The following is a 25788-nucleotide window of genomic DNA, read 5'->3' on the forward strand; positions in this document are numbered from 1 at the left end:
TTCCTCCAATTTCCGTTCTAAAGGAGGTGAAACAAGGCGGAAGCCTGGCACTGTTCAATAAACTGAATTTCAGACCATACCATTCATATGGAGGAATGAAGCGATGAAAAAGGAAAATCGCAATCGGTTCAAAAAGCTCAGTGCCTTTGGTTTGACTTTACTGGTCATGTCCGTTCTTACGGCATGCACTGGCGGCGGCGGAAACAACGGGGGAGCAGTCACAGCGAATAATAGCGGCGGGGCAGTTAACCAAGGGACAGGGGCAGATAAGAATAGTCCGGCGACAGAACCGCCGGCAATCGATAAGTCTGCCATTAAAGGCGACATTAAGGTGTTATCCATTTTCGGCGGCGGAGCTATCGAGAACTTCAACAAGATGATGGTTGAATTCAACAAGGAATATCCCAATGTCAAAGTTACACATATGGAGCAGGGGATCAACGATCTTCCTGCGCTCATTTCCGCCGGTGAAAATCCGGATGTCATTATTTCCGATGGCGGAAGGTTCCCGATTGACTGGATTTCAGATGGACTTATCCAAGACATGAAGCCTTTAATGGAGAAGGATTCGGAAATAACGGCAGATATGTTTTATGAGCCTGCCTATAATCGGGGAGTCGGTGTAGAGGGCCAGTTATGGCAGCTGCCTTATACGGTTGACCCTAACTTCACGATGCTCTACAACCAAGAGGCGCTGGAGCAGCAGGGCGAATCGGAAATTCCGGAATTGAATACGCTGCCGGAATTTGATGAGTTCCTGAAAAAGTACTGGATTGTCGAGAACGGCGAACAGGTCATGACTACGTTCTCCCCCTTTGAAGTGTACGGCAATCTGAACAGCCTGATTACGATGGCGTACCTGAACGGCGCGGATCAGAGCAGCTTTTATAATGCCGAGACCAAAACAGCGACCTTCAACGATCCCAAAATCGTGGAAGCGCTGGAGTGGATGCTGCGCTTTAAACGCGAAAATATAGACGACGGACGAATCGCCAAGCTGAATGAATCCCTGCCGGCTAATACGACCCGCTTCGCAGCCGGCAAATCGCTGCTGGAGCCTGGTGTGGTCGGAGCTGTCCGCGATGCGCTCAAGGTTAATCCGGATGTGCAGATGAAGCCGATGCCGTCGGAGTCGTTGTGGTTAGGCGGACATGGTATCCATATGACCACCCTTGGCAAAAAGGAAAACGAGGAAGCCGCTTGGTCGCTCGTTAAATGGATTAGCTCCAGCAAAGCTGCAGCGGAAATTAAGCTGAAAACAATTGCCAGCCTGTCGGCAATCAAAGATAATCCTTATCTGGTTGAGCAGGCGGAGGTCGATCCTGTCATGGCTGTAGCCCACGAAATTCTCCAGCAGGCAACCAAGATTCCTCCATTCCTGCCGGTGCCATATGAAGGCGAATTCGATGCAAAATATGGCGAGGTGCTTTCCGGCAAGCTTGAACCGAAAGCATTCCTGGATCATATGACCAAGTATACGCAAGCTTTGTTGGATGAGCTGAAGAAGTAAGGCGCAAGAGGAGCAGCTGCCGTCGTTCGGACGGACAGCGGCTTCTCTTTTGTTTACCACCATCCAATTCATTCAGTTGTCATAATCAGCCATGCGAATGTCTGAAAGCGCTTTGATTTTAATGATATACACATATACGCTAAATCTATCAACAAATCTAGCCTAACAAACCAATCAGTACCAAACAGCAGGCCCGTAACTTCAACTAAAAGGGAGGAAGGTCTACATGCGTAAAAAGACAACAGAAAAATTTAAAATGATTGGTGCTCTCGGATTGGTTACAACCTTGCTTGCAGCGTGCAGCGGCGGCGGAGGGGGGGTCAATGAGACGAATCAATCAAACAGCGCGAATACGAGTGTCAACACAGCTGCGAATACAGAAGCTCCTGCGCCTACAAACAATACGGATATAAGCGGAGAGGTAAAGGTGCTTTCCATATTTGGAAGCGGCTGGTCCGATTACTTCAATTCATTGATGGTGGAATTTAATAAAGTTTATCCTAATATCAAAGTCACTTATATGCAGCAATTAACGGATGATCTGCCGGCTCTGATTTCTGCTGGAGATAACCCCGACATTCTTTTGGACGGGAGGTTTCCAAGCGAGTGGATCAAAGACAATCTGATTCAAGATTTGACGCCGTTTATTAAGGCGGATCCAACGTTTAATCCCGATGAATTTTATGAACCCGCTTACAAAAGAGGCTTCACTGCGGACGGGAAAGTATGGCAGCTTCCTTATGCCATTGATCCTAACTTCTCGATTGTCTACAATCGCGATGTATTGGAACAGTATGGACACACAGAATTCCCGGAAATGAATTCCCTGCAGGAGTTTGAGGACTTTGCGAAGCAATTTTGGATAGCAGAGAACGGTGAACAAGTCATGACGACGTTCTCCCCGTTGGAGCTGTATGGAAACTTTAACAGCTTGTTGACATTTGCTTATATGAACGGCGCTGACTCGACTACTTTTTATGATCCGGCGACAAATAAAGTTAATTTCCACGATCCTAAAATCGTCGAAGCTCTGGAGTGGCTGGTCCGCTTCAAGCGGGAAAATATCGATGATGAACGGATTCAAAAGCTGCAGGAATCTCTGCCTAAAAATACTTCCCGCTTAATTGCCGGAAAATCGCTTTTTGAAGCGGCTGTTGTTGTACATGTGCAGGAGAACCTGAAGCTCAATCCGGATTTGGAGCTGGTGCCGATGCCTACTCCTTCACTCTGGTTTGGCGGCCACTCCATGACGATGACGACGCTTGGCAAAAAAGAAAATGAAGCTGCTGCCTGGGCTCTGATGAAATGGATCAGCATGGACAAAGACGCGGCCGCATTTAAGCTTAAAAATGCCGGAAGTGTTTCTGCCATCAAGGACAATCCTTATTTAGTTGAGCAGGCCCAAACAGACCCTGCCATGAAAGTCGTTTATGACATCGTCCAACGAGCTCAAAAGACTCCGCCATACATTCCTGTGGAATTCGAGAGTGAGCTAAATGCGAAATATGGGGATGTCATTAGCGGGAAGCTTGAGCCCAAGGCTTTTCTGGAGCATATGACGCAGTACACACAAGCAAAGCTGGATGAAAAAGCGAAATAACCCAAGGCATCAATCATATTAGGAGTTAACAAAAGAAGCATCTACCCGCCATTGAATCGATGTTGGCGCGTAGGATGCTTCTTTTTCTATGCTAAAACGTCAGCTTTGCTCCGCTGGGCTCCTTTTTCTCTGTAACCGCTTGCAATTCGTCCCGATCCACCATGTCATTGTCTGAAAACACTTTGAGCCATAGGGGACCCAACGTCTAGAATGAACTCATAAACTAGGCAACCATCCTTTAAAGTCCGGTGAAGCATACGCTTTCACCAAGCTTCCAGGAGATGGCGCATTGAGCCGATTAGGAGGATCTTACATGATTAAATTAGGCGTGAATTCCGTACTGTTTAAAGACTTTGATGTTGAAACTGCCGTCCGCCATATCGCTCAGTGCGGTTACGACGGCGTAGAGCTTTCCGCGATTCAGGGCATGTGCGAGCATCTGGTGCTGGATTCATGGCAGGAGCAGGCGGAGGAACTGAAACGGATCGCCGCTGACAACGGCATTTCCTATTTATCGATGGAAGTGGCTTCACTTGACGAAGCTAGGCTGACCAAAGCGTTTGAAGCGGCAAAGGCAATTGGCATCCCGGTTGTCAACGTTGGTCCAGGAGGCAAAAGTAACGACGAAGCGGATCTGTCGCAATCGATTGCCACTCTGTCGCATTTGTCCGAATTGGCTGCCTCATATGGCGTAACGCTTTGCGTGAAAGCGCATGTGGGCAATGCCATTTACAATACGCCGACGACGCTGCGGGCGATGGACGCAATCGACAGCGAAGGTTTTGGCATTGACATGGACCCAAGCCACGTTTACCGCGCAGGCGAAAATCCGGAGGAGGCGCTGCCTCAGGTGCTGTCTCGCGTACGGCATGTCCATATCCGGGATTGCAAAGGCCGCAGCTCCGGGCCAGGTCCGATTGGCCAGCAGGCATGCGGCCGCGGAGATATCGACCTCGCCGCTTACTGCAAGGTGCTCGTTGACGGCAGGTACGACGGACCTGTCTGCCTTGAGGTAATCGGAGCAAACGGCCACTCGCTTGCCGAGGTTGCAATCGTTGCCGCAGAGAGCTACGGGTACTTGAACGGCTGCTTGCGCGCCCTTGGCGCCAGAGCTTCTAAAGACGACGCTCTGCAAAGTCAAAACGGATAATAAAGGAGACTAAACCGAATGAGCGCAACTTCCGCTAAACAACCGAACGTGCTGTTTCTCGGCATCGACAGCCTGCGCCGCGACCATATGAGCTCTTATGGCTATAAACGGCTGACCACTCCTCATATTGATCGTTACGCCAATGGCGGCACGCTATTCGAAAATCACTTTAGCCCCAGCGTGCCTACGACGCCTGGATATGCTTCCATGCTGACTGGAATGGACTGCTTCGGCACCGATGTCGTGGCGCTGCGCCACGAAGGCGAGCTTGGCGATCATGTGAAAACGCTTGCCGAGGTGCTTGGGGAAAACGGCTATAACACAACCTGTATCGGCTTTTCCGGCAATCCCTCCGCCAGAGGATTTGATCTTTATCTGGACTATGACGGATGGGGGCCGGATGAAACGGGGCGCAGCCCGAAGGCGGAACGGATGAATGATGTAGCCATTCCGGAGCTGAAACGTTTGGCTGCTGAAGATAAGCCTTTCCTGCTGTTCCTGCGCCATATGGATCCGCATTCTCCTTATTTGCCGCCAAAACCGTTCGACCGTCTCTTTTACGAAGGGAATGAAACGAATCCGGACAATTCATCTTTGGAGGGCATGGACCAGTTCGAGCCGTTTGTCCATTACTTGCGGTCCTGGATTCCGAAGGACGTCACGGACTCCGCTTATGTCGACGCCCAATACGACGGCGCCGTTGCCTATATGGATGCGTGCATCCAGCGTTTGTTCACCGCACTGGAGGATTTGGGCATAGAGAACGAGACGCTTGTTGTCATTACAGCCGATCACGGCGAAACGCTGAACGAGCATGATTGCTATTACGACCATCACGGTTTATATGAAACGAATCTGGTTACGCCGTTTATTCTTCGCTACCCGGGCAAAGTTCCGGCCGGCAAACGGATGAGCGATTATACGCAGATTAAAGATATTATGCCGACCGTGCTGGAGCTGCTTGGCGTTGAAACAAATATCAAATTTGACGGCAGAAGCCTTGTCGATTACATCAACGGCGGAGATCGAGTACGCGAGCCCGAATTTTATATTTCCGAGTGCACCTGGATGCGCAAGCATGGCTGGCGTACGCCGGAATGGAAGCTGATTGCCGCGCTTGAGCCGGACTTCCACTTCAAACCGGAGGTGGAGCTGTACAATCTCATTATGGACCCTCAGGAGCTGAACAATGTCGCTGAGCAGGAGCCTGAGGTCGTCAAGCTGCTGATGGGACGTTTGGAAGCCCATGTTGCCAAACGTGAAGATGCAACAGGCCGGGTGAACCCGATGTACACCAATCCGAACTGGCACGGCCATGGCGGCGGTCCATTCCGCACCTCTCAGGAAGCCTACGATATTATGCGAATCGGCTCCGCCAGCTCGGCCCGCAAGCTGCAGGAGAAAGAAGCCGAGCCCGGGGAAGAGCTTGTGGAGGGCTGACCTATGCTAAAAGTCGCTGTAATCGGCCTGAATCATATCGGGCTGCTGCACTGCCGCGTTTACACGGATCATCCTGACGTAGAGCTTGTTGCCGTATGCGATTTGCGCGCCGAACTGGCGCGCTCCGCAGCGGTGCGGTTCGGAGCAAGAGCATACGATAATGTTTTATCCATGCTTGCGGAGGAAGAAATCGATATCATCAGCGTAGCTACCGGAGGATTGGAGAACGGCTCTCATCATATGGAGCCAGCGATGCAGGCCATTGAGGCGGGTAAAAGCGTGCTCGTTGAAAAGCCGATTTCTAACCGGCTTCAGGAGGCGCGGATGATGGTGGATGCTGCCGCCGCACGGGGAGTGCGGCTTGCCAGCAACCTGAACCACCGCTTCGTTCCCGCAGCCAAACGCGCCAAGGAATGGATTCAAAATGGCGAAATCGGCCATCTGCTGTACATTAACATGAAGCTGACCATCGGCAATCCGAACGAATCTACGCCATGGATTCATCTGCGCGCGCTGCATCCTCATTCCTTTGATGTGCTGCGTTACTTTGGCGGCGATGTCGCCCGTGTGCAGTCCTTTATGACCAAAGCGCCCGGAAGAACCGTCTGGTCGACGGCTTCCATTAATATTGAATTTGCTTCCGGCGCGGTAGGGCATTTAACCGGGAGCTACGATATGCACGGAGGCCATCCCATTGAGCGCTGCGAGGCGGGCGGAACAGGCGGGAAATTTGTTCTCGACAACGTCTATGAGAGCTTGACGCTGTACCCTAGCTCCAGCGACGAGCAGCGTGTTGTCAAAAATTCGATTTTTGCCAGCCCTTCCGGCTTTGATTCTACGTTTTACAATCGGATCGGGGCGTTCATTCAGGAAGTAAAAAACAATGTGCCGCCGAATGAAATTTCGGCTTCTGGAGCCGATGCGCTTGCGGTGCAGCGAATTATCGAGGCCGCAATTCTTTCTCAAACGGAGAACGGCGCGCCGGTGCGCATCAGCGATATCCAAGATCAATAGCTTGAAGGGGTGTACGGGCATGACTGTCGTTTGGTTTACGGGACTTTCGGGAGCAGGAAAGACGACAACGGCCCGCGAGCTGCTGTCGCAGCTGCGGGAGGCAGGGATTAAAACCGAGCTCCTTGACGGGGATGAGCTGCGGGCGGGAATATGCAAAGGATTGGGCTTTAGCCGCGAGGAGCGAATGGAGAACATCCGGCGCATCGTTTATGTGAGCGAGCTGCTGTCACGGAACGGAGTCGTAACTCTGGTCTCGGCAATCGCGCCTTACCGGGAGATGCGGGATTACGCCCGGTCCGCGATTGACAATTACGTGGAGGTATTCGTTGAATGCCCGCTTGAGGAATGCGAGCGCCGGGATGTGAAGGGGCTGTACGCCAAAGCCCGGAACAATGAGATCGAGCGATTTACCGGCATTTCCGATCCGTACGACGAGCCCCTTCATCCCGAAGTCACGCTTCATTCCAAAGAAGACAGCATTGGGAACAATGCCCGGAAAGTGTACGACTGGCTGGAGCAAGCCGGTTATATTCATCTCTGCAGGGAGGGCATGGCATGAACTTCATCTTTATTTCTCTCGACACGATGCGTGCCAGCCGGCTCGGGTCTTATGGATATAACAAGCCGACAAGCCCTTATATCGACAAAATCGCTTCGCAAGGAGTTCTCTTTGAAAAAGCATATGCCGCAGACATCCCGACCGAGGTCGCCCATACCGGCATCTTTACTGGGAAAATTGGCTTGACGACCGGAGTCGTCTCGCATGGCTCCGAGCTGACCTCACTTTCGAAGTCCGTGAAATGGCTGCCTTCTCTGCTGAAAAACGCGGGATACAATACGGCGGCGGTCGATAATTTATACAATCTCAAAGAATGGTTCGCGCGCGGCTATCGGCATTATATTAATTCCTCCGGCAGCACACGCTGGATCGACGGCCGCACGGTTAACGAGCTGGCTTCGAACTGGCTGGAGGCGAACGGAAGGGATCCTTTCTTCCTGTTCCTCCATTATTGGGACCCGCATACGCCATATATGCCACGGGAAGAGTATTTGGGCGAATTTTACGATCGGAGCAAGAACCCGTTTGATCCGTCTAACACAAGCATGGATGCCGCGTACAACAGTGCGGCTTATCCTTTTTTTAAGTACCATCATTACGATTTGCTCGGCAGCGTAACCGATGCGGACTATATGAACGCTCTTTATGACGCCGAGGTGCGTTATCTGGATGACCGAATCCGTGAGCTGGATGAAGAGCTGGAGCGGCTCGGGCTGGTGGAGGACACCATGCTCGTTCTATTCGGAGATCACGGAGAAAGCCTGACTGAGCATGATATTTACTGGGATCATTGCGGTCTTTACGATACGACGGTCAACGTGCCGCTCATTATCCGCTGGCCGAGCCGGATCGACGGCGGACATCGGGTTCCTGGCCTTGTTCAGCAGGTTGATCTCATGCCGACGCTGCTGGAGGCGGCGGAAATTCCCGTACCGGATGATTTGGACGGCAAAAGTCTCTGGCCATCCATGCTGGGCCTAGCGGAAGGAACGCATGAGCATGTATTTCTGAGCGAGTGCGCCTGGCAGGCCGCGCGCGGAGTGACTGACGGCCGGTATAAGCTGATCGTGACGTACGATTCGGGCCCGTTCAAACGTCCGCCGCGCGAGCTGTACGACTTGTTAACCGATCCCGCGGAAACGAATAATTTGGCGGAGCAAATGCCTGAGCTGGCGGATGAGCTCCAGCGGTTAATGGACGAAAAAGTTCGTGAAAAGCTGGCGGGCAGAGAAGATCCGATGCAAAAGCAGCTGGAGATCGGCCTGCCTTTCCGCAGGCGAATCGAGGCGATTTTGGGCGAGTTCGGGCTTTCGTGGGATGACTGGTGGAACGATCCGGTTCGCGCCAAATTTGACGAGGCTGTGGAGCAGACGAGGAAAAAGCGCATTCCAGAGGGGCAGGCGCAATGAGCCGCCGTCCTAATATTTTGATCATAATGTCCGATCAGCACCGCTGGGATTGTACGGGAATAAGCGAGCATTACCCGGTGCAAACGCCACATATCGACGAGATTGCCAAAGCAGGGATTTGGTTCAACCATGCTTATACGCCTCTGCCTGTGTGCGGACCGTCGCGGCAATCGTTTGTATGCGGACGGCGCCCGGAGAGCTTCGGCGGATACTGGAACGACGGCATCAGCCTCCCTGTGCCAAGCTTATCCGTAACCGATTATTCGTGGGCGCGCGATCTGCAGGCAGCGGGGTATGCAACCGGATATATCGGCAAATGGGGCGGCAGCTCTACTGCCGATCCGACCGCTTTTGGGTACGGCAGCTACATTAATGCCGACCGGGAATACGGGAAGTTCCGGGCCGATAAATACCCGGAGCTTCACTATAAGAGCGGGTATTTAGGCGAGGCGGACCCCGTCCCGCTGGAGGATTCGACCACGCATTGGCTCGCCGGGCAATCCATTGACATGTTGAGAGAGCTGTCCGAATCGGGCGGCCCTTGGCATGTCCGCATCAACTTTAACGAGCCGCATCCTCCGTGCCGGCCATCGGAGCCTTTTGCCTCCATGTATGTTCCGCAGCAAGTGCCGATGTGGGGCAGCTTTACGGAATCGTTTGTGAATAAACCCTATATTCAACGCCAACAGCTGTTGAATTGGGGGATTGAAGATATGAACTGGGAAGACTGGGCGCCTACCGTCGCTCGTTATTATGGAGCCATCAGCCAAATGGACGATGCGGTCGGACTTATCATGAAGGAGCTTGCCCGGCTCGGCCAGGATGAAGAGACGATTGTTATTTACACCTCCGACCACGGCGATCTGTGCGGCGGCCACCGCATGATGGATAAACATTATGTCATGTATGACGATGTCGTCAAAGTTCCGCTGGCCATCCGATATCCAGGCGTCGTACAGCCGGGTCAAATTTGCGAGGCATTTGTTTACAATACGCTCGATTTGCCGCCGACACTGCTGCAGTGGCTTGATCTTCCCATACCGGAAGAGCTCCATGGGCGGCCGCTTCAGCCTCTGCTGGAAGGGGGGCAGCCCGAAGATTGGCGCGTTTACGCTGTCTCCACTTACAACGGCCAGCAGTTTGGATTGTACGTGCAGCGAATGCTCCGCACGGCTGAATGGAAATATGTGTGGAACCCGACCGATCGGGATGAGCTTTATCACATGGGGAATGACCCGCATGAGCTGATTAACCGGATTGACGATCCCGAATGCCAGGCAACGCTGGCGACGCTGCGGCAATTGCTGCATGCGGAGCTGAAAGTCGTCAAAGACGGCATCGTTCGCGGCAGCTGGCTGGACGCTCAACTGCTGGAGAACCGCAAGCTATGAATGAAAAAGAGGCTATCCCGTCATCATCGTTTGATGAGAAGGTAAGCCTCTTTGTTTTTGCGAAATTAGTTATAGAACTGTTTATCGACATTGTATTTCGATTTTTTGCGGTTGATGATATAGGTTTCATAGATATCGCGCTCCACCGGATCATCCACGACGCAAACCTCAATTTTTGCGATTTCGTCGCGGTGTTTTTTCATCGGCGATACCGAATCCTCAAAGTGCTTTTTAATTCTTGGGCGCAGCTTCCGAGCCTTGCCGACAAATAAAAGCTCATCCTTCGCGTTGTAAAACATGAAGATTCCGCCTTTTTCTCTCGTAATCAGGTGGAAATCCGTAAATCCTGAAATATGGCTTTGCTGCGGGGCTGACTGTTTAAAAATGGTCACTTCCGGTTTTGGAATCGTAATTGAGATCAACGTTGCCACGTCCTTTATCCTTTTCGTCTGAAGGATTATATCACGGATCGGGACAATTATCCTAAACCGCTGAAATCTTTATCTGGTTATTCGCCGGTAAAACTCCATGACCGACGGGAACGCGAACTTTTTTTGGATGATGGAAAGCTCATTGCTAACCTGTATCGATTGTTGAATTGGAATGTTCGAATTCTCCCGCTTTAAACGTTCAGGCAGCGCATCAATGGCTGAATCCATATATGAATAAAAAGCTTTAAACCGGCTGGGGAAAGCGGCTTTAAGATTATTATAGTCCGTCATATATTGACTAAGCTCAGTGAATCCTACCGGATCAGGCAGCATGATCAATGTTAACAATTTAACGGCAGGATCATGAGGATTTTTTTCGTGAAACTTTAAATAATTCCGCTTGGCTTGAAGAGAAGTGTCTGCCGCAATCGGATGCTCTTGATGATAATTAATAACGGAATCATCGTGAATAAATGCTGCGCCTTGCCCGGCGGCTCGATAACCGAGCTCCCAATCTTCCCAGCCGAACCCTTGAAAGTGTTCATCAAAACCGTCAAGCTTTTCAAAAAAGCTTCGCCGCATCGAAACATTATTTGTAATCAGATTCATCCATGGATATTGATACTGCTGGAACCGGCTGCCGTACTTGGACAGAATGCTCTCGTAATTCATAATACCGCTGCTCCATCGGTTCAGATGAGCCGGATCAAACATCATCTCAAGTGGCAAAAGCTGAACTTGCGCGTGATCTTCCTTGATAAAACGGTTTATATGAATGGGAGCAATAGGATGGCCCGAATAACTGCTCTTCATCTGGACAATCTGTTCCGCGGAAAATTCCCGATCTGCAATCGTATAAATCCGCCTCATCCGCAGTGATCCCGAAACGATTTTTTGATCTTCCTGCACATGGTGGGCAAGATGCCGCTTTACAAAGGCAGGTCCGCAAATCATATCGGCATCGATGAAGATAAAGGTTGAGCCTGCTGCGATTTTTGCACCGCGATTACGGATTTTGGCTCTGCCCCTGTTCTTGAGCGAGTGAACATAGATGAATGTGTATTTTGGTTCTAACAGCCGATAGAGAGATTCTGTGGAGTCGGTGGAATGGTCATTTAAAAAAATGACTTCCATTTGCTGCAACGGAAAGCGCTGTTTATTCAAACTCAACAAGGCGTAATGGTTTAAAGGACAGCGGTTATAGGAGGGCATAATTATACTAACAGCAATAGGTTTAAGTTTCCCTTGATGAACCGAAATCCCCCGATGCAAATCACGATAGAAATAAAGGCCTGTTTCATCACCGTTCAGCTTGGCTAGCATACTTGTCTTTAATTCATATTCCGTTCTAACAGTCGACCATAAGCGGAAATCGCTCACTTGTCCCTTAAAGGTTCCATATTGATGCCCTCCAAGACACAGGGAAGGATGGAGATGCTGGATAACGCAGGCAGCGCCTTCCTCCTTCACCAATCGGCCGTTAATATAAAGGCGAAGCTTTTTATGATCGGAAACGACAGCTACATGAGTCCAGTCAGAAAAATGATAGGGATAAACAAGTCTGGCCGGAATATGGTTATCGGAATGTTCATAGATTGCAATTCCGTTTGTTCCAACAGAGATCCCGCATCCAGCGGCGCCATAAGGATATAAGTCTGGTCCAACCAAATATTTTTTCCCTGTTAATCCGTCATTCCCTGCGCTTTTTTCCAAATCCAGAACTTGTTCCTCTTCTGCCTTAACCCAAAATTCGTACGTAAACGTGTTTTGAATCTCACATGATTTTTGAAAAACAATCCATTCCGCTCCATCAAACTGAAGCTGCTTACTGTCCAGCATCCTCGCCGCCTCCTTCCTAAAAGGCACAAATATGGCGGTACTTCCAAACCTCTCGATCACCAGGCATGGCTTCTTTAGTATATGTGCAACAGGGTCAGTCCGCTTAATGAGGCAGCCTAATCGGCGGCTAAATGTTGCAGCGGGAACGGCAAAAAGGATCGCGCTTGGCGATCCTTAGTCTGAAGCTATGGTTAAACAGCCAAACTTTCCGCTTTAAGATCCAGCCAATCCAGCTCTGTTTTTGTCAGTCTAATTTCTGCGCCGAGTTGGCACGATTTAAGCTCGGCTTCATTCTGAGCACCAATCAGAGCGCAAGCCGGGAAGGGCTGGTTTAATACATAAGCAAGCGCAATCTGAATCGTCGAGGCGCCTTTTTGTTCGGCAAGCTGCCCGGCGCGTTTGAGCCGTTCCCAGTTCTCATCGCTGTAAAAGACGCGGACCAGGTCATGGTTATCCCGAATTTCCGGAGTAAACCGGCCCGTAAAGAAGCCTCGCGCTTGCGACGACCAGGATAGGAGAGGGATCTGCTGGCGCTCATGCCAGCGGACCGTCTCATCATCGGCGGAAATACATCCCGGCCAGTACGCTTCCTTCGCTTTGGCCAGGCTGAGGTTCGGACTGCTGAATGAAAAGCCGGTCAGGCCGTTTGCCGCCGCATAATCGTTGGCCTCCTGCAGCCGCTGCCAGCTCCAGTTGGAACCGCCAATTGCACCGATCCGGCCGGACTCGACATGCTCGTTAAGCGCATCCATAATTATCCCGACCGGTACGGAAGGATCGTCGCGGTGGAGAGCGTAAAGGTCTACAAAATCCGTTCTAAGCCGCTCCAGGCTTGTCAGAAGATCGCTTCGGATCGCTTCCGGATTAACCCGTGGTCCGGTATGGTCGGGATGGGCTCCTTTGGTCATAATGACAATTTGATCCCGGTTGCCGCGCTCCTCCATGTATCGTCCGAGCACCTCTTCACTTTGGCCTTTGCAGTAGCCAAAAGCCGTATCGACCGTGTTGCCGCCGATGGCGAGAAAGGCATCCATGTTGGAGCTGGCTTTGTCATAGGAGTCATGATAAAAATAGTCAGTGCCTTTTATTAGCACGGAGACAGCTTTATCGGTACCGCGAATTGAAATGGTTCTCAATTGCTTCGCCTCCTTAAATTGGGTTTAAGCTCGGACAACCGGCGATGGACTCAGTGCAACCCGGGAGCGCTCGCGGGCTGAACGCAAGCAGGCTTCAAGCACGCGCATATTGCTTACGGCATCGTCCGGGGTGAATTTCTGCGGTTTACCGAACAGCGCCGCCTCTGCAAAATCATCACATTCCATCGTAAAATGATTCACCTGCGGCACCTCGACCTCGCGGCGGCTGCCTTTTGACGTTACGAAGAAATTGGCCCCGCGATCCGCCCAAGCCACAAACGCGTTTGGCACCTCAATAATGCCGTCCGTACCGAGCACCTCCAGCGTGTTGCGGCTGGCGCCCCACATTCCGCAATCAAACGTCAAGCCAACGCCGCCGGGAAATTCCAGCAAGCCGGACGCCATCATATCGACATTTCCATGATCGGGGGAAAAGAACGCATGGACAGTGGCCGCCTCGGGCTCGCAGCCAAGCAGCAGCCTCGCCGCAGTAATCGGATAAACCCCGATGTCATACAGACCGCCGCCGCCAGACTCCTGACGGAAACGGAATCCTTCACGGCCGCCGGAGCTATTAAACGTGAAGGTAGAATGGATGCCTCTCAGCTCGCCGATTTCTCCGGATGCGATGATGTCCCGAATCATTGCGTAACGGGGATGATGACGGTACATGAACGCTTCAGCGAGCAGCTGGCCGGACGACTTGGCTGCTGCGGCCATTTCTTCTGCTTCCTGTGCGGTCAAAGCAATCGGTTTTTCGCACAGCACATGTTTGCCTGCATGCAGCGCCCGAATCGCCCATTCGCGGTGCAAATGGTTCGGCAGCGGTATGTAAACGGCTTCGATCGACTCATCCTCCAGCAGCTCCTCATAGCTGCCGTATGTCTGTCCGATACCGAACTCCTCCGCCATCTGTGCCGCCTTATTGACGTCCCGACTTGCAAGGGCTTTCACAACATTCAAGCGCGATTCCTGCAAACCTGGAATAACGGCGCGGCGGGCGATTGATGCTGCGCCCATAATTCCCCAAGTAAGTTTTCTGTCCATGGTCTGGTCTAATCCTCCTTAATAAATTAAGATGATATTGAGATTATAAGCGAATAAAAATCCTTTTAAAATATTAATATTTTGAGACTGTTAACACAAAATTGTCAGAAGGAGGACAACCATGAAACGACAGGCGCATCTCATTACGCTGCGCGATATTCCCTATTTCGTTTTTCCGGAATCCGTCGGCATCTATACGGATTGCCTTGAGCACTCTGTATTTCGCGAAGAGGGAGCTCTCAATAATTTTAACATTCACTATGTAGCATCAGGCAGAGGTTACGCAGAAATCGACGGCGAAGTACACGAGCTGCATCAAGGACAGCTGCTGTTATATTTTCCGCTTCAGCAGCAGCGTTACTTCAGCAGCAAGGATGATCCATGGGATGTGCGCTGGGTTCATTTTTACGGCGATAAGCTGCATGATTATATGATCGAGAGAGGTTATCACAAAAACCGGATCTGGAAGCTTCGTCAGCATTCCGCCTGGGAAGAAGCCCATATGGCTCTGCTTCAGGAAGCGGAAACAAACAGCATGAACCGCCCGGCAGCGCTGTCCTCGCTTGCATACGCGGTGCTTGCCGAATTTGTGCAGCAAGCCGTTCCGCTTGCCCAAGTCCGGTCCGCCCAAGCGGAAAACCGGATTATAGCACTTCTTCCTTATTTGCAGGAACAAGCGGACCAGCCGTTTGTGCTGCAGGAGTGGGCGGATCGGGCGGAAGTGAGCCCTCATTATTTTTGCAAGCTGTTCCGCAGCGTACTTGGCATGACGCCATCCGACTACGTTACCCGTGCGAGACTGCAGCGGGCGAAGCAAAAGCTCCTGGAGCACCGCGACGCCAAAATCGGCGATATTGCCGAGCAGGCCGGTTATCCAAGCGTGAGTTATTTTAACAAACGATTTCAGGAGCATGAAGGAATGACGCCTACGGAATACCGGAATTTGTTTCAGTCCTAGTTGATCAGCGAACTAGAGAGCATCGTCAATCGTTAAAATCGGCCTTCCATAGTAAACTCTTTCTGATGCGCGGAGCACCCCGCCTGTAGTGAATATTCGGAAGAAGCTAAGTTGGCCTATCCCGCTTCTATTGATCAGATCGGCTGATGCATGGCCTATAGATTGGCCGCCTGGCGGAGGAGGGAAGGCGTCGTAGCGGATATGGCCTCTTGATTCAGCATCATTTCCGTTTACAACATCGACATAATCCAGCTCACCTGGAGCAAGAAGATAGGATGATTGGGGAATGATTACTTCTCCTCTGGCAAAGACAAGCAGAAGATTATGATCCGTATTATTTTCAAAATAGAATCTTTTTGTGTATGCGTTACTATTAAACTCATTTGAATCAATTTGACTGGAACCGGTTCGCTTGGCATTAAAGGTGCGCAAAACAATAACAAGCAGAATAAACAAAACTAAAATGACGTTTATGCCCGTTCCAAGGCCGCCCGCATAGTTACTGATCGCTGCTAGTTCAGATATGTTATTCAAAGGGATTCTTCCTTTCTTTGAATGCTGGTTAAGCTTTATATCACTATCGTATGTGAAAAGCAGCTTGGTTGAATCTGGCATCTGTCCGGTAGATTAGCGATAAAGTTTGTGATTGTAGTGGAAGACCTATCCTTCATCATGTTAAAATAGCGGTAACCATTAGGATTGGAGTTGGGAAGATGTATATTTCTTGCTAATAATACGGAACAAAATAAAGCGGAGTACGCTTATTTTGCTTTTATTATTGTGCAGGAAAGTTACATTTCTTCTTAACTCGGACAAATACGAGATATCCTTATCTACTCCCAGAGCGGGGGATAGATTTGCTGTATTTATTTGAGCTGCGAGAAGGTAACTTTCTTGCAGCTCTTATTTTTTGTACAGGAGGATATAACGAATGGCGTTGATTCAAGTAACCAATCTGACGTTTGCCCATGAGGGCAGTTACGATACGATATTTGACCATGTAAGCTTTCAGCTCGACACGGACTGGAAGCTTGGATTTACAGGAAGAAACGGACGCGGCAAAACGACCTTTCTTCATTTGCTGCAAGGGAAATACGAATACGGCGGTACGATTTCCTCGCCGGTTGATTTTGATTATTTTCCGTTTCCGGTAAAGAACAGAGCTGCCGAAGTGCTGGAAGTCATCCGCGAAATTCACCCGGATTATGTTCACTGGGAGCTTGTGCGAGAGCTGACGCTGCTGCAGGTGGAAGAGGAAGTGCTGTACCGGGCTTTCAGCTCGTTGTCGAACGGAGAGCAGACGAAGGTGCTGCTCGCGGCTTTGTTTTTAAAGGAAAACAGCTTTCTGCTCATTGACGAGCCGACAAATCACCTGGATATGGAAGCCCGAAAGCTTGTTGGCAGTTATCTGAATTCCAAACGCGGATTCATACTTGTGTCGCATGACCGCGCGTTTCTGGACCACTGCGTTGATCATATTCTGTCCATTAACCGGACGAGCATCGACGTTCAGAAGGGGAATTTTTCGGAATGGATGGAGAACAAGCAGCGGCAGGATCAATTCGAGCTGGCCGAGAACGACAAGCTGAAAAAAGAGATTAAACATCTGTCCGAGGCAGCAAGAAGAACGAGCGGCTGGTCACACGAGGTGGAGAAGAGCAAAAACGGCACGCGCAATTCGGGCTCCAAGATTGACAAAGGTTATGTCGGACATAAAGCGGCTAAGATGATGAAGCGGTCTAAATCCATCGAGCAGCGGCAGCATAACGCAGTAGATGAAAAGTCCAAGCTGCTTAAAAACATTGAAAGCTCAGAGAGCCTGAAGCTATCCCCATTAACCTATCATAAAAATGTTCTGGCGGAGCTTGACCAGATTGCGGTTTATTATGGCGGCAACGCCGTTTGTTCTACTATCAGCTTTACAATCGGGCAGGGGGAGCGCATCGCTCTTTCAGGCAAAAACGGATCCGGTAAGTCCAGTCTGCTGAAGCTGATTTTAGGCGAGGATATTGCCCATACCGGCACGATCCGCATAGGCAGCCAGCTGAAAATATCTTATGTATCGCAAGATACGGCGCATCTTAAGGGCAATCTGACCGATTATGCCCGGCAACACGGCATTGACGAAAGCCTGTTTAAAGCGATTTTGCGCAAGCTTGATTTTGCCCGCGTTCAATTCGAAAAAGACATGTCCGCTTTCAGCGGCGGCCAGAAGAAAAAAGTGCTCCTTGCCCACAGCCTATGCGAGCAGGCGCATCTGTATATTTGGGACGAACCGCTCAATTATATTGACGTCATCTCACGTATGCAAATCGAGGAGCTGCTGCTGGAGCATGCGCCAACCTTGCTGTTTGTAGAGCATGATCGGGAGTTTTGCCGTAACATTGCCACCAAAACGGTCGAGCTGCAGCACTGACAAAGGTTAGTTATTGAAGCATCCAACAAGGATGCTTCTTTATTTTGACAATAGCCGGGTTGATATCATAGATAGATTCTGCTTTGTTGTGACTTGATAGCACGGGCTTGCCAACGGAACTTATAATCTGAGCGCGTGGGTGAAAAGCTCGGGCGGCCAGTCGCAGGCCAGAATGCGCGTGCTGAATTACGGCGGAGCGGAACAATATGCCGATATCCCGGCCGCTTCAGGATGGACGCAGGTTACAATTAACAATGTGCACGTAACCAATGGAAAGGCGACAGTTGCCTTCTCATCCATTGCAGGAGCGAATCAATGGCTGCTGGTGGATGACGTAAGCTTTAGCGATACGGCGCCGCTGCCTCCCGCTGAATACCAGCGTGAGCTTGAGGCTCAGCCGGTTTCCGTTTCCGCAGGAGATTCTCAAACGAACTATACGGATTCCGTAACAGGAGCGACTTTTAATGCGCTCAACGCCAATGCTGCGGGTGATTACGCCCAGTATACAATTAACGTTCCGCAGCCGGGCACGTATGCGGTTTATGTGAAAAATCGGGTGGCTTCCAACAAGGGAATTTATCAGTTGTCTGTAAATGGAATTAATGTAGGCACGGCGGTGGACCAGTACGCCGCTGCTTCTGGTTACACCGATAGCAGCCTTGGCAACGTAACAATCAGTGCGGCTGGCATTCAGACCTTCCGTTTCACCGTCACCGGCAAAAATGCGGCTTCCAGCAGCTACAGCCTCGGATTGGATAACCTCACTCTAATACAACAATAGTTTTCTTCAGCAGCCGTCCCGCTCAGGACGGCTGTTCTTCTTTTGTAAGCAGTCAGATAACGTAAGCTTGCTCCGCTTTCCTAAGATTTTAGACCATCAGCCGAAGATATGTGAAAAATCGCGCTTCCCGTAAAGCTACAATTAACTTATCACCCAAGACATAGAAGAGAGAGGAGCTTTAACGGATGCTTGCAACTAAAAACCTCCTGCGAAGATACGGAGTGATGTACGCTCTGCTGCTGCCAGGGTTGTTATACTTCGTCATTTTCAAATACGTGCCGATGATTTACATCGCCGCTGCCTTTAAAGACTACAACGTGCTTAAAGGATTATGGGAAAGTCCATGGATCGGCTGGCAAAACTTCAGAACCTTTTTTGACGGTGTATACGCCGGACAAATTCTTGGCAATACGCTGCTGATCTCGGCCTACAAGCTGATCTTCTCGTTCCCGGCGCCGATCATTCTAGCGTTAATGCTCAACTCGGTAACATCCAACGGCTTCAAACGAACGATTCAGACGCTTACTTACCTGCCGCACTTTTTGTCCTGGGTCGTCATTTACGGCCTGCTGGTCGCTTTCCTGGCGCCGGGATCAGGTCTGGTCAACCAACTGCTTAACACGTTCGGACTGGAACGGATTTCATTTTTGACCGAGTCGGATATGATTCGCTCGCTGATCGTCACGACGGACATTTGGCAGTCGGTCGGCTGGGGAGCCATCATCTACTTGGCCTCGCTGGCGGGAATTGATCCGAGTCTGTACGAAGCGGCGAGAGTTGACGGAGCCCCCCGCTGGAGACAGCTGTGGCATATTACGCTGCCAGGCATCCGCAACGTCATCATCCTTATGCTGGTGCTTCGCCTTAGCGCCATTTTGGACGTCGGCTTTGACCAAATCTTCATCATGTTAAATCCGCTCAATCAGGAAAATGCCGACGTCATTGAAACCTGGGTATATCGGGTCGGCATGCAGGAAGGGCGAATCGGGCTCGCAACGGCGGTTGGGCTGTTCAAATCAATTATCGGATTTGTGCTTGTCCTCGGCGCCAACAAAATCGCCAAAAAATTCGACGGACAAATCTGGTAGAAAGGAGAGTCCAACCATATGGAGCAAGTTACAATTTGGAGCCGGCTAGGAAAAGGACTTAATTATACCCTTCTGTCCCTGCTCGCCGCGTCCTGCGTTATTCCGTTCCTCTATGTCATCAGCGTGTCGCTTACGCCAATTGCGGAAGTCATCAAGAAGGATGGGCTTGTCCTCATTCCATCAACGATTACTTGGACGGCTTATGAGGAAATCATGCAAGGAGGACGGCTGTTCGACGCTTACCAGGTCACCATTTTCCGGGTTGTCGTAGGCACGCTACTCAACATGCTGTTCACCGTCATGATGGCGCTGCCGCTTTCCCGCAAAGCGCTGCCAGGCCGAAGCGGAATTCTGATGTTCATCGTATTCACGATGCTGTTCAACGGAGGAATGATTCCAAGCTATTTGATCGTTAAAGAGGTCGGCCTGCTTAACTCCGAATGGGCGCTTATCATTCCCGGTCTAGTTAACGCCTTTTATCTGATGATTGTCAAAAGCTTTTTCGAGCAGCTGCCTGAAGCTATTGACGAGGCGGCGCGTATCGATGGAGCCGGTGAAATCTCCATTCTTTTCCGTATTATTTTGCCGCTGTCCATGCCGGTCATCGCTACAATTGGACTTTTCTATGCAGTCTGGCACTGGAACAGCTACTTCGACGCTTTGCTGTACATTAACAGTCCGGAAAATCAGCCGGTTCAGCTGTTCCTGCGGCAAATTCTGCTCGCATCCGTTGCTATTAGCGGGGATGCCGCCGAAGCGGCCAACGCCGTGAATCCTGTGTCGGTGCAGATGGCTTCGGTTGTTGTGACGACACTTCCGATCGTTGCCGTTTATCCGTTCATTCAGAAACATTTTACAAAAGGCGTACTTGTTGGCTCGGTTAAGGGCTAGTCTGCTACTAATTATATCCGGTATCTGGAGTTCAACTCTTGATATATATTGCATGCTACAATATAACAAAAGGGAGAGGTTACTACATGAGAAAGACATCCTATGCCAGCTTGCTGCTCAGTCTGGCGGTTCTGTCCGGCATCGTTGCTGGCTGCAGCGGCAATGGCAACAGCGGCGCCAACAATTCGGAGCCGGCGGCATCCGGACAACCTCAGACGGGCGAGCAAACAGACAAAAAAATCAAGCTCAGCTTTTATAACACGATCGGTTACCGCCAAACGACGCCAATGCCGGCGCTGGAGCAGGACCCGATTCGCCAGATGATCGAAAAAGACAATAATATTGATTTGGAGATGACGCTTGGCGGAGAGAACTGGAAGGACAAGCTCAATCTGCTGATTACGTCCAGCCAAATTCCCGATATTATTACGTTCCCGGACCGGGCGTCCGCGGTCAAGTATTACGATCAAGGGCTGCTGGCCGATTTGGACGAGGTGCTGGCGCAATATCCGGAGCTGACCGCTTCCTTCGAGCCGAGCCGTCTGGAACCGATGATATACAAAGGAAAAACAATTGGTATTCCGGCATCGGAAGGTGTCGGCGGCGTAAACGGCTGGTGGATCAACAACAGTTGGCTGCAAGCGCTGAAGCTGTCTGAGCCAACGAATCCGCAAGAGCTGCTGGAAGTTATGAAAGCCTTTACGTTTAACGATCCCGACGGCAACGGCAAAAATGATACGTACGGATTTGTGGCAATGCTGCCGAAAGACGGAAGCCTTGGCTACAGCACGGCCGGCCCTAAAGGGTTCCAGCAAATATTCTGGATGTTCGGGGTGCAGCCTAACTTTGTCGACATGAAGGACGGCAAAGTCGTCGTTTACAACACGGATCCCAAAACCAAAGAGGCACTGCAGTTCATTAAGGACATGATTGACGCCAAAGTTGTTGACCCGGACTGGGTTACCATTGACGACGGACTGAAGCTTGACAACAAAATGTACCAAGGCAAAGTCGGCATCATGGTCGCAGACTGGCGCCGGATGGAGCCTGCCGATCAGCAGAAGATGAAAGATACGGGCGGAAGCACGCCGGACTGGAAACAAATCGCGCCTCCAAAAGGACCGCACGGCGACCAATTATTAGACACGCAGGTATTCCAGCAATCGCTGCTTGGTCTTTCCAAGGAAGTTCTGAAGGATGCTGACAAAACGAAACGGGCGATGGAATTCATCGAGTATCTGTACACAAGCAAAGAGGCTTATCCTTACCTTGCTTACGGCATCAAGGATAAAACCTTTACCGAGGCAGACGGAAAACCAAAGCTGATTGACAAATCTTCTTACAATGAGAAGGAAGTGGAATGGCGTTATAATTATGCGTTTGTCCGCAAAGCCAATGACAGCGTATATTTTGACTTCAAAAACCCGACCGTTACGAATGCCAACCATGAGCTTAACATGAGCTATTTGAAAGAAAATAACATCAACCCGCGCATCGTGGATACGGACCCAATGGCTCAAGACCGCCTCAAGTACGTCAACGAAATGATGCTGAAGTTTGTAACGGGCAAAGAGCCGCTCAGCAACTGGGATGCTTACGTAAAAACGCTGCAGGACAAGTTCAAGCAGGCTGACGCCATTGCCGTTTATGAGCAGCAGCTGAAGGATGACGGAGTTTTAAAATAAGCAAAAAATGGGAGAAGGGGAGCTTTAGCCTCTTCTTTTCCCTGTTTCTATGAAAGGAGAAGTAGTCCCGTGAAAGAGCGCATCCGGCATTGGTTTCATGGCATCTCGTTCCGGCTGTTTCTCGTTTGTTTTGTGTTTGTATTAAGCTCCGAAGCGATAATCAGCGTATTGTCATACCGTTATATAGAAAAAGAGATTACGACAAGCCAGCTGGATCAGGCGCGTCAGATGTTAAAAAAAGAAGAGGAGTACATCGACCTTTATTTTTTGCTGGTGCAAAATACGATTGCCCAGCTTTCGTCATCGTCAGCTTCTTGGCGCAATGATCTCGATGCCGCGCAGGCTGCGCTGGAGAGCGCCTACGGGGAGAACTCCGTTATGCTTTCGGACGTGTATCTGATCCGCGATGACTTATCTATACTTGGCGGCAATACCGTCACAAAAATCATGAACGATGCCAGAGAAGACCGCAGGCCGCTCTATGAACTCGCCTACAGCAACTCTTACGGTTCAGTTAGTGTCAGTGAGCCCTATACCAGCTTTTTCTCGGGCTGGACGGTGACGTTCGTCAGAGCTATTTCGGTGCTTGGCGAGCCTATGGCAATTGCAGTCGATCTGAACTTGACCGCGCTGCAAGAGAGGCTCAAGCGCATCGGCGGCAGTAAATCCGATCTTCAGCTGGGCATTATGGATCGCGAGGGGCGGGTTATTCTGGAGCCGTCCGGAAGCCGTCTGTTCAAAGTGAACGATCACCGGCTGAGCTTTGACGGCCGGGACGGGCGCGAGCTGGTCGAAGCGAAGGACGATGTTTTTGAGGAGCGGATTGAAGGTACAACCGTGACGATTATGAAGAACATCAATCCGCGTACAAAATGGATTATTTTTGCGCTATATGACGGTACCGGGCTGCAAACCTCGCTAAACCGGCTGGAAACGTTTTTTGCCGGACTGCTGCTGCTCGGATTTGTGCTCAGTATCATTACGGCTGCGCTCGTCGCCCGGATGATCCGCACTCCAGTTAATTATCTGATCCGCAAAATCAGTCTCGTTCAGCAGGGGGATTTAAACGTTATCATATCAGGCTCCCGTAAAGACGAGTTCGGTAAGCTGGCGCTGACGTTTGACGAAATGCTGGGGCAGATTCGCACGCTGATTGAGCATGTGAATGTAGGCGAGCGAAAAAAGAAAGAGATGGAGATTCAAGTGCTTCAATCGCAAATTAATCCGCATTTTCTGTACAATACGCTCGGTTCAATTAGCAATGTCGTCGCTTTCGGAAGATATCACGAGGTAGACAATATTATTGAGGCGTTAATTTCCATTTTGGAGTACGGCATTACGGATTTTTCCGACCGGGTCAGCTTGGAGCAGGAGCTGCGCAACGTGCGTGACTATGTATATATCCAGACCATTCGTTACGACTGCCAGTTTGATCTGATGGAAGACATCGACCCTGTGATGCGTGAGCTCCCGGTGCTGCGCATGGCGCTGCAGCCCATCGTGGAGAACAGTATTTTTCACGGATATGCAGGCGGCAGAAAATCAGGCTCAATCCGCATTACGGCTCAGCGCCGCGGCGGCAAGCTGGAAATTGCGGTTGCGGATTCCGGAGCGGGCATGTCAGAGGAGCAAGCCTCCAAGCTGCTCGAGCCGGGACCGGCCGAGAACAATTGGGATAGACGTAAACGAATCGGCCTGTATAATATTCATCAGCGTATTCGGCTCAACTACGGCGAAGCTTACGGACTAAGCATCCGCAGCGAGCCGGGACGGGGAACAACGGTAACACTTGCGTTTCCGGACGAGCCAGCACAGGAGGGCGGCAGCCGATGAGAGAAATGACTTGCCTGATTGTTGATGACGAGCCGCCGATGGTTTATCGGCTGCAGCGGTATTTTGAGCGTTGGGCGAATAAACAGCTGCCATTCCGGCTTGTCGGTCATGCCTTCTCCGGGGATGAGGCGCTGGAAAAAGCCGCTCAGCTGAAGCCGGATCTTATATTAACCGATATCGTCATGCCGGGCATGGACGGGATTGAGCTGATTCGTGAGCTTCGCGAACGCATGCCGCGTATTGAAATATTGATACTAAGCGCGTATTCCGACTTCGCAACAGCCCGGCAAGCAATTACGATGGGCGTGTTTGAATATTTGGTCAAAGTACCGCTCCGTGAGGAGGATGTGCTCTCTGCCCTGTCCAAAGCGAGGGACAACATTACCGCCCGCGAGGAAAAGGAATCCAAGCTGCTGAGCTTAAGCGGGTCGGTTAAGGAAAATAAATATCGTCTGCGCAAACATCTGCTGGAGGAGCTGCTGAACGGGGAGATCTCGACCGCAGCGATGGCTCGGCGCAGCGCGGAGCTTGCTCCCGGCTTCGACCCCCGTCTCTTTGCGGGGTTCACCATACGTTTTGATGATTATGAGGCTTTTAGTGCGGAATTTTCGCCTTCGGACCGCAACAAGCTCAAATATGCCATGTGCAATATTGTGGAGGAAGTGCTGCATGAGCACGGTGGCTGCTTCTCTTGTGAGCTGCAGCCGAATGTAATTGCGGCCTATGCCTGTCTGCCGGCCCTCAGCGAACAGGCGTTTGACCGGAGCTGCCACGAGCTTGGGACAAAATTGGTTGAAGCGATTAAGATGTATTTGCGAATATCGGTATCCGTCGGAATCAGCCGTGCCAGCAGCGGCTGGAATCAGGCTCCTGCCGCATTTAAAGAGGCGGAAAACGCATTGACGGACACTTTTTACACCGGATTTGGCACGGTTATTACGCCAAGCCGCAGGCTGATGTATACCGAAAGCGATTGGAAGGACTTGACGGAACGGTTTGAGCGGACGCTGGAGCGCATAAGCGCCAAAACGGCTCGGGAAGCGCTCGCCCCGCTTTTGCCGCTGCTGAACGACTATCGGGCGAATCCCGCGCGGCTTATTGGCTATATGGAGAGCTGGTGCTCCAGACTGCGGCAGCGGCTGCTGCCGGCGGACAGAGAAACGCTTGAGGAAGCCAAGGTCACATTTGCCGGCTGCATGCGGCTGCATCAGTTCATTGAGCGGCTGCGCCTGTTCTGGCAACAGGTAGAAACGGCTGCGGAAGGAAGCGGCCTGCGGCCCGAAATGGTTAAAGCAATGCGATATGTCGAAGATCATCTGAAGGAATCGATCTCGCTCCGCGTCGTAGCGGAACATATTCATTTGAACCCGTCCTATGTCAGCGAGCTGTTCAAAAAGGAGTTGGGCATTAATTTCACGGATTATGTTTCCAAACGAAGAATTGAACGAGCCATTGAGCTGCTGCGTAAACGAAATTACTCCAACCTGGAGCTTGCCGAAGCGGTAGGCGTGTATAATGAAAAGTACTTTTGCACCTTATTCAAAAAAATTACCGGAACCTCACCGCAAAAGTTTTTTGCCGACAACTGAGAAAATCATACAGATTGCATG

Annotated in this window: 21 protein-coding genes; 16 read left to right on the forward strand and 5 right to left on the reverse strand. The window is 50.8% G+C overall.

Going from position 1 to position 25788, the window contains the following annotated elements:
* Window positions 1-103: 103 nt before the first annotated feature.
* The 8 genes from M3223_RS15560 (at window position 104) to M3223_RS15595 (ending at window position 10073) form a co-directional block, all read left to right on the forward strand.
* Window positions 104-1510, forward strand: coding sequence for an extracellular solute-binding protein (locus tag M3223_RS15560; RefSeq protein ID WP_251563100.1), 1407 nt, complete (start codon window positions 104-106; stop codon window positions 1508-1510).
* Between the two features lie 226 nt (window positions 1511-1736).
* Window positions 1737-3110: an extracellular solute-binding protein gene (locus M3223_RS15565; protein ID WP_251563103.1), complete on the forward strand. Its 1374-nt coding sequence runs from the start codon at window positions 1737-1739 to the stop codon at window positions 3108-3110.
* Between the two features lie 313 nt (window positions 3111-3423).
* A complete protein-coding gene (locus tag M3223_RS15570) occupies window positions 3424-4260 on the forward strand; it encodes a sugar phosphate isomerase/epimerase family protein (RefSeq protein ID WP_251563105.1) in 837 nt (278 codons plus the stop codon).
* An 18-nt stretch (window positions 4261-4278) separates the two neighbouring features.
* Complete coding sequence (locus M3223_RS15575) at window positions 4279-5700, forward strand: sulfatase family protein (RefSeq protein ID WP_251563106.1); 1422 nt, start codon at window positions 4279-4281, stop codon at window positions 5698-5700.
* Between the two features lie 3 nt (window positions 5701-5703).
* Window positions 5704-6714, forward strand: a complete 1011-nt coding sequence (locus tag M3223_RS15580) for a Gfo/Idh/MocA family protein (protein WP_251563109.1) — start codon at window positions 5704-5706, stop codon at window positions 6712-6714.
* A 19-nt stretch (window positions 6715-6733) separates the two neighbouring features.
* Entirely contained in the window at window positions 6734-7273 is a 540-nt protein-coding gene (gene cysC, locus M3223_RS15585; RefSeq protein WP_251563111.1) for an adenylyl-sulfate kinase, read from the forward strand.
* The gene (locus M3223_RS15590; RefSeq protein WP_251563113.1) at window positions 7270-8682 is read left to right on the forward strand and encodes a sulfatase family protein; all 1413 of its coding nucleotides are present in this window, start codon (window positions 7270-7272) and stop codon (window positions 8680-8682) included. Before cysC ends, M3223_RS15590 begins: the two co-directional genes overlap by 4 nt.
* A complete protein-coding gene (locus M3223_RS15595; protein WP_251563115.1) occupies window positions 8679-10073 on the forward strand; it encodes a sulfatase-like hydrolase/transferase in 1395 nt (464 codons plus the stop codon). The genes M3223_RS15590 and M3223_RS15595 overlap by 4 nt, the downstream gene beginning before the upstream one ends.
* 65 nt (window positions 10074-10138) lie before the next feature.
* Here M3223_RS15595 and M3223_RS15600 read toward each other — a convergent pair whose 3' ends face one another.
* The 4 genes from M3223_RS15600 to M3223_RS15615 form a co-directional block, all read right to left on the reverse strand.
* Entirely contained in the window at window positions 10139-10495 is a 357-nt protein-coding gene (locus tag M3223_RS15600) for a nucleotide excision repair endonuclease (protein ID WP_251563602.1), read from the reverse strand.
* 78 nt (window positions 10496-10573) lie between these two features.
* Window positions 10574-12343 carry a glycosyltransferase gene (locus M3223_RS15605; RefSeq protein WP_251563117.1) on the reverse strand — a complete coding sequence of 590 codons (1770 nt, stop codon included), beginning with the start codon at window positions 12341-12343 and terminating at the stop codon, window positions 10574-10576.
* Between the two features lie 191 nt (window positions 12344-12534).
* On the reverse strand, window positions 12535-13479 hold the full coding sequence (locus M3223_RS15610) for an aldo/keto reductase (protein WP_251563119.1): 945 nt from the start codon (window positions 13477-13479) through the stop codon (window positions 12535-12537).
* Window positions 13480-13503: 24 nt separating this feature from the next.
* Window positions 13504-14526, reverse strand: a complete 1023-nt coding sequence (locus M3223_RS15615) for a Gfo/Idh/MocA family protein (RefSeq protein WP_251563121.1) — start codon at window positions 14524-14526, stop codon at window positions 13504-13506.
* Window positions 14527-14647: 121 nt separating this feature from the next.
* On the opposite strand from M3223_RS15615, the gene M3223_RS15620 reads away from it, so the two are divergent.
* Window positions 14648-15484: a helix-turn-helix transcriptional regulator gene (locus M3223_RS15620; RefSeq protein ID WP_251563123.1), complete on the forward strand. Its 837-nt coding sequence runs from the start codon at window positions 14648-14650 to the stop codon at window positions 15482-15484.
* 12 nt (window positions 15485-15496) lie between these two features.
* Here M3223_RS15620 and M3223_RS15625 read toward each other — a convergent pair whose 3' ends face one another.
* Window positions 15497-16018 carry a hypothetical protein gene (locus M3223_RS15625; protein ID WP_251563125.1) on the reverse strand — a complete coding sequence of 174 codons (522 nt, stop codon included), beginning with the start codon at window positions 16016-16018 and terminating at the stop codon, window positions 15497-15499.
* Between the two features lie 397 nt (window positions 16019-16415).
* Here M3223_RS15625 and M3223_RS15630 point away from each other — a divergent pair, with 397 nt between their 5' ends.
* The 7 genes from M3223_RS15630 to M3223_RS15660 all read left to right on the forward strand — a co-directional run bounded on the left by M3223_RS15630 (window position 16416) and on the right by M3223_RS15660 (window position 25767).
* Complete coding sequence (locus tag M3223_RS15630; protein ID WP_251563128.1) at window positions 16416-17900, forward strand: Lsa family ABC-F type ribosomal protection protein; 1485 nt, start codon at window positions 16416-16418, stop codon at window positions 17898-17900.
* 139 nt (window positions 17901-18039) lie between these two features.
* Entirely contained in the window at window positions 18040-18681 is a 642-nt protein-coding gene (locus M3223_RS15635) for a hypothetical protein (RefSeq protein ID WP_251563130.1), read from the forward strand.
* A gap of 185 nt (window positions 18682-18866) precedes the next feature.
* A complete protein-coding gene (locus M3223_RS15640) occupies window positions 18867-19769 on the forward strand; it encodes an ABC transporter permease (RefSeq protein ID WP_251563132.1) in 903 nt (300 codons plus the stop codon).
* 18 nt (window positions 19770-19787) lie between these two features.
* Window positions 19788-20660: a carbohydrate ABC transporter permease gene (locus M3223_RS15645; protein ID WP_251563135.1), complete on the forward strand. Its 873-nt coding sequence runs from the start codon at window positions 19788-19790 to the stop codon at window positions 20658-20660.
* An 86-nt stretch (window positions 20661-20746) separates the two neighbouring features.
* Entirely contained in the window at window positions 20747-22345 is a 1599-nt protein-coding gene (locus M3223_RS15650) for a hypothetical protein (RefSeq protein ID WP_251563137.1), read from the forward strand.
* 69 nt (window positions 22346-22414) lie between these two features.
* Entirely contained in the window at window positions 22415-24178 is a 1764-nt protein-coding gene (locus M3223_RS24545) for a cache domain-containing sensor histidine kinase (RefSeq protein ID WP_251563139.1), read from the forward strand.
* A complete protein-coding gene (locus tag M3223_RS15660; protein ID WP_251563141.1) occupies window positions 24175-25767 on the forward strand; it encodes a response regulator in 1593 nt (530 codons plus the stop codon). Before M3223_RS24545 ends, M3223_RS15660 begins: the two co-directional genes overlap by 4 nt.
* Window positions 25768-25788: the final 21 nt, after the last annotated feature.

Source organism: Paenibacillus pasadenensis (assembly GCF_023715725.1).
GTDB lineage: Bacteria > Bacillota > Bacilli > Paenibacillales > Paenibacillaceae > Paenibacillus_O > Paenibacillus_O pasadenensis_A.

What these genes read in the sequence shown, in the direction of transcription:
- M3223_RS15560 (WP_251563100.1), top strand. Translation starts at nt 104, where the DNA reads ATGAAAAAGGAAAATCGCAATCGGTTCAAAAAGCTCAGTGCCTTTGGT.
- M3223_RS15565 (WP_251563103.1), top strand. Translation starts at nt 1,737, where the DNA reads ATGCGTAAAAAGACAACAGAAAAATTTAAAATGATTGGTGCTCTCGGA.
- M3223_RS15570 (WP_251563105.1), top strand. Translation starts at nt 3,424, where the DNA reads ATGATTAAATTAGGCGTGAATTCCGTACTGTTTAAAGACTTTGATGTT.
- M3223_RS15575 (WP_251563106.1), top strand. Translation starts at nt 4,279, where the DNA reads ATGAGCGCAACTTCCGCTAAACAACCGAACGTGCTGTTTCTCGGCATC.
- M3223_RS15580 (WP_251563109.1), top strand. Translation starts at nt 5,704, where the DNA reads ATGCTAAAAGTCGCTGTAATCGGCCTGAATCATATCGGGCTGCTGCAC.
- cysC (WP_251563111.1), top strand. Translation starts at nt 6,734, where the DNA reads ATGACTGTCGTTTGGTTTACGGGACTTTCGGGAGCAGGAAAGACGACA.
- M3223_RS15590 (WP_251563113.1), top strand. Translation starts at nt 7,270, where the DNA reads ATGAACTTCATCTTTATTTCTCTCGACACGATGCGTGCCAGCCGGCTC.
- M3223_RS15595 (WP_251563115.1), top strand. Translation starts at nt 8,679, where the DNA reads ATGAGCCGCCGTCCTAATATTTTGATCATAATGTCCGATCAGCACCGC.
- M3223_RS15605 (WP_251563117.1), bottom strand. Translation starts at nt 12,343, where the DNA reads ATGCTGGACAGTAAGCAGCTTCAGTTTGATGGAGCGGAATGGATTGTT.
- M3223_RS15615 (WP_251563121.1), bottom strand. Translation starts at nt 14,526, where the DNA reads ATGGACAGAAAACTTACTTGGGGAATTATGGGCGCAGCATCAATCGCC.
- M3223_RS15620 (WP_251563123.1), top strand. Translation starts at nt 14,648, where the DNA reads ATGAAACGACAGGCGCATCTCATTACGCTGCGCGATATTCCCTATTTC.
- M3223_RS15630 (WP_251563128.1), top strand. Translation starts at nt 16,416, where the DNA reads ATGGCGTTGATTCAAGTAACCAATCTGACGTTTGCCCATGAGGGCAGT.
- M3223_RS15640 (WP_251563132.1), top strand. Translation starts at nt 18,867, where the DNA reads ATGCTTGCAACTAAAAACCTCCTGCGAAGATACGGAGTGATGTACGCT.
- M3223_RS15645 (WP_251563135.1), top strand. Translation starts at nt 19,788, where the DNA reads ATGGAGCAAGTTACAATTTGGAGCCGGCTAGGAAAAGGACTTAATTAT.
- M3223_RS15650 (WP_251563137.1), top strand. Translation starts at nt 20,747, where the DNA reads ATGAGAAAGACATCCTATGCCAGCTTGCTGCTCAGTCTGGCGGTTCTG.
- M3223_RS15660 (WP_251563141.1), top strand. Translation starts at nt 24,175, where the DNA reads ATGAGAGAAATGACTTGCCTGATTGTTGATGACGAGCCGCCGATGGTT.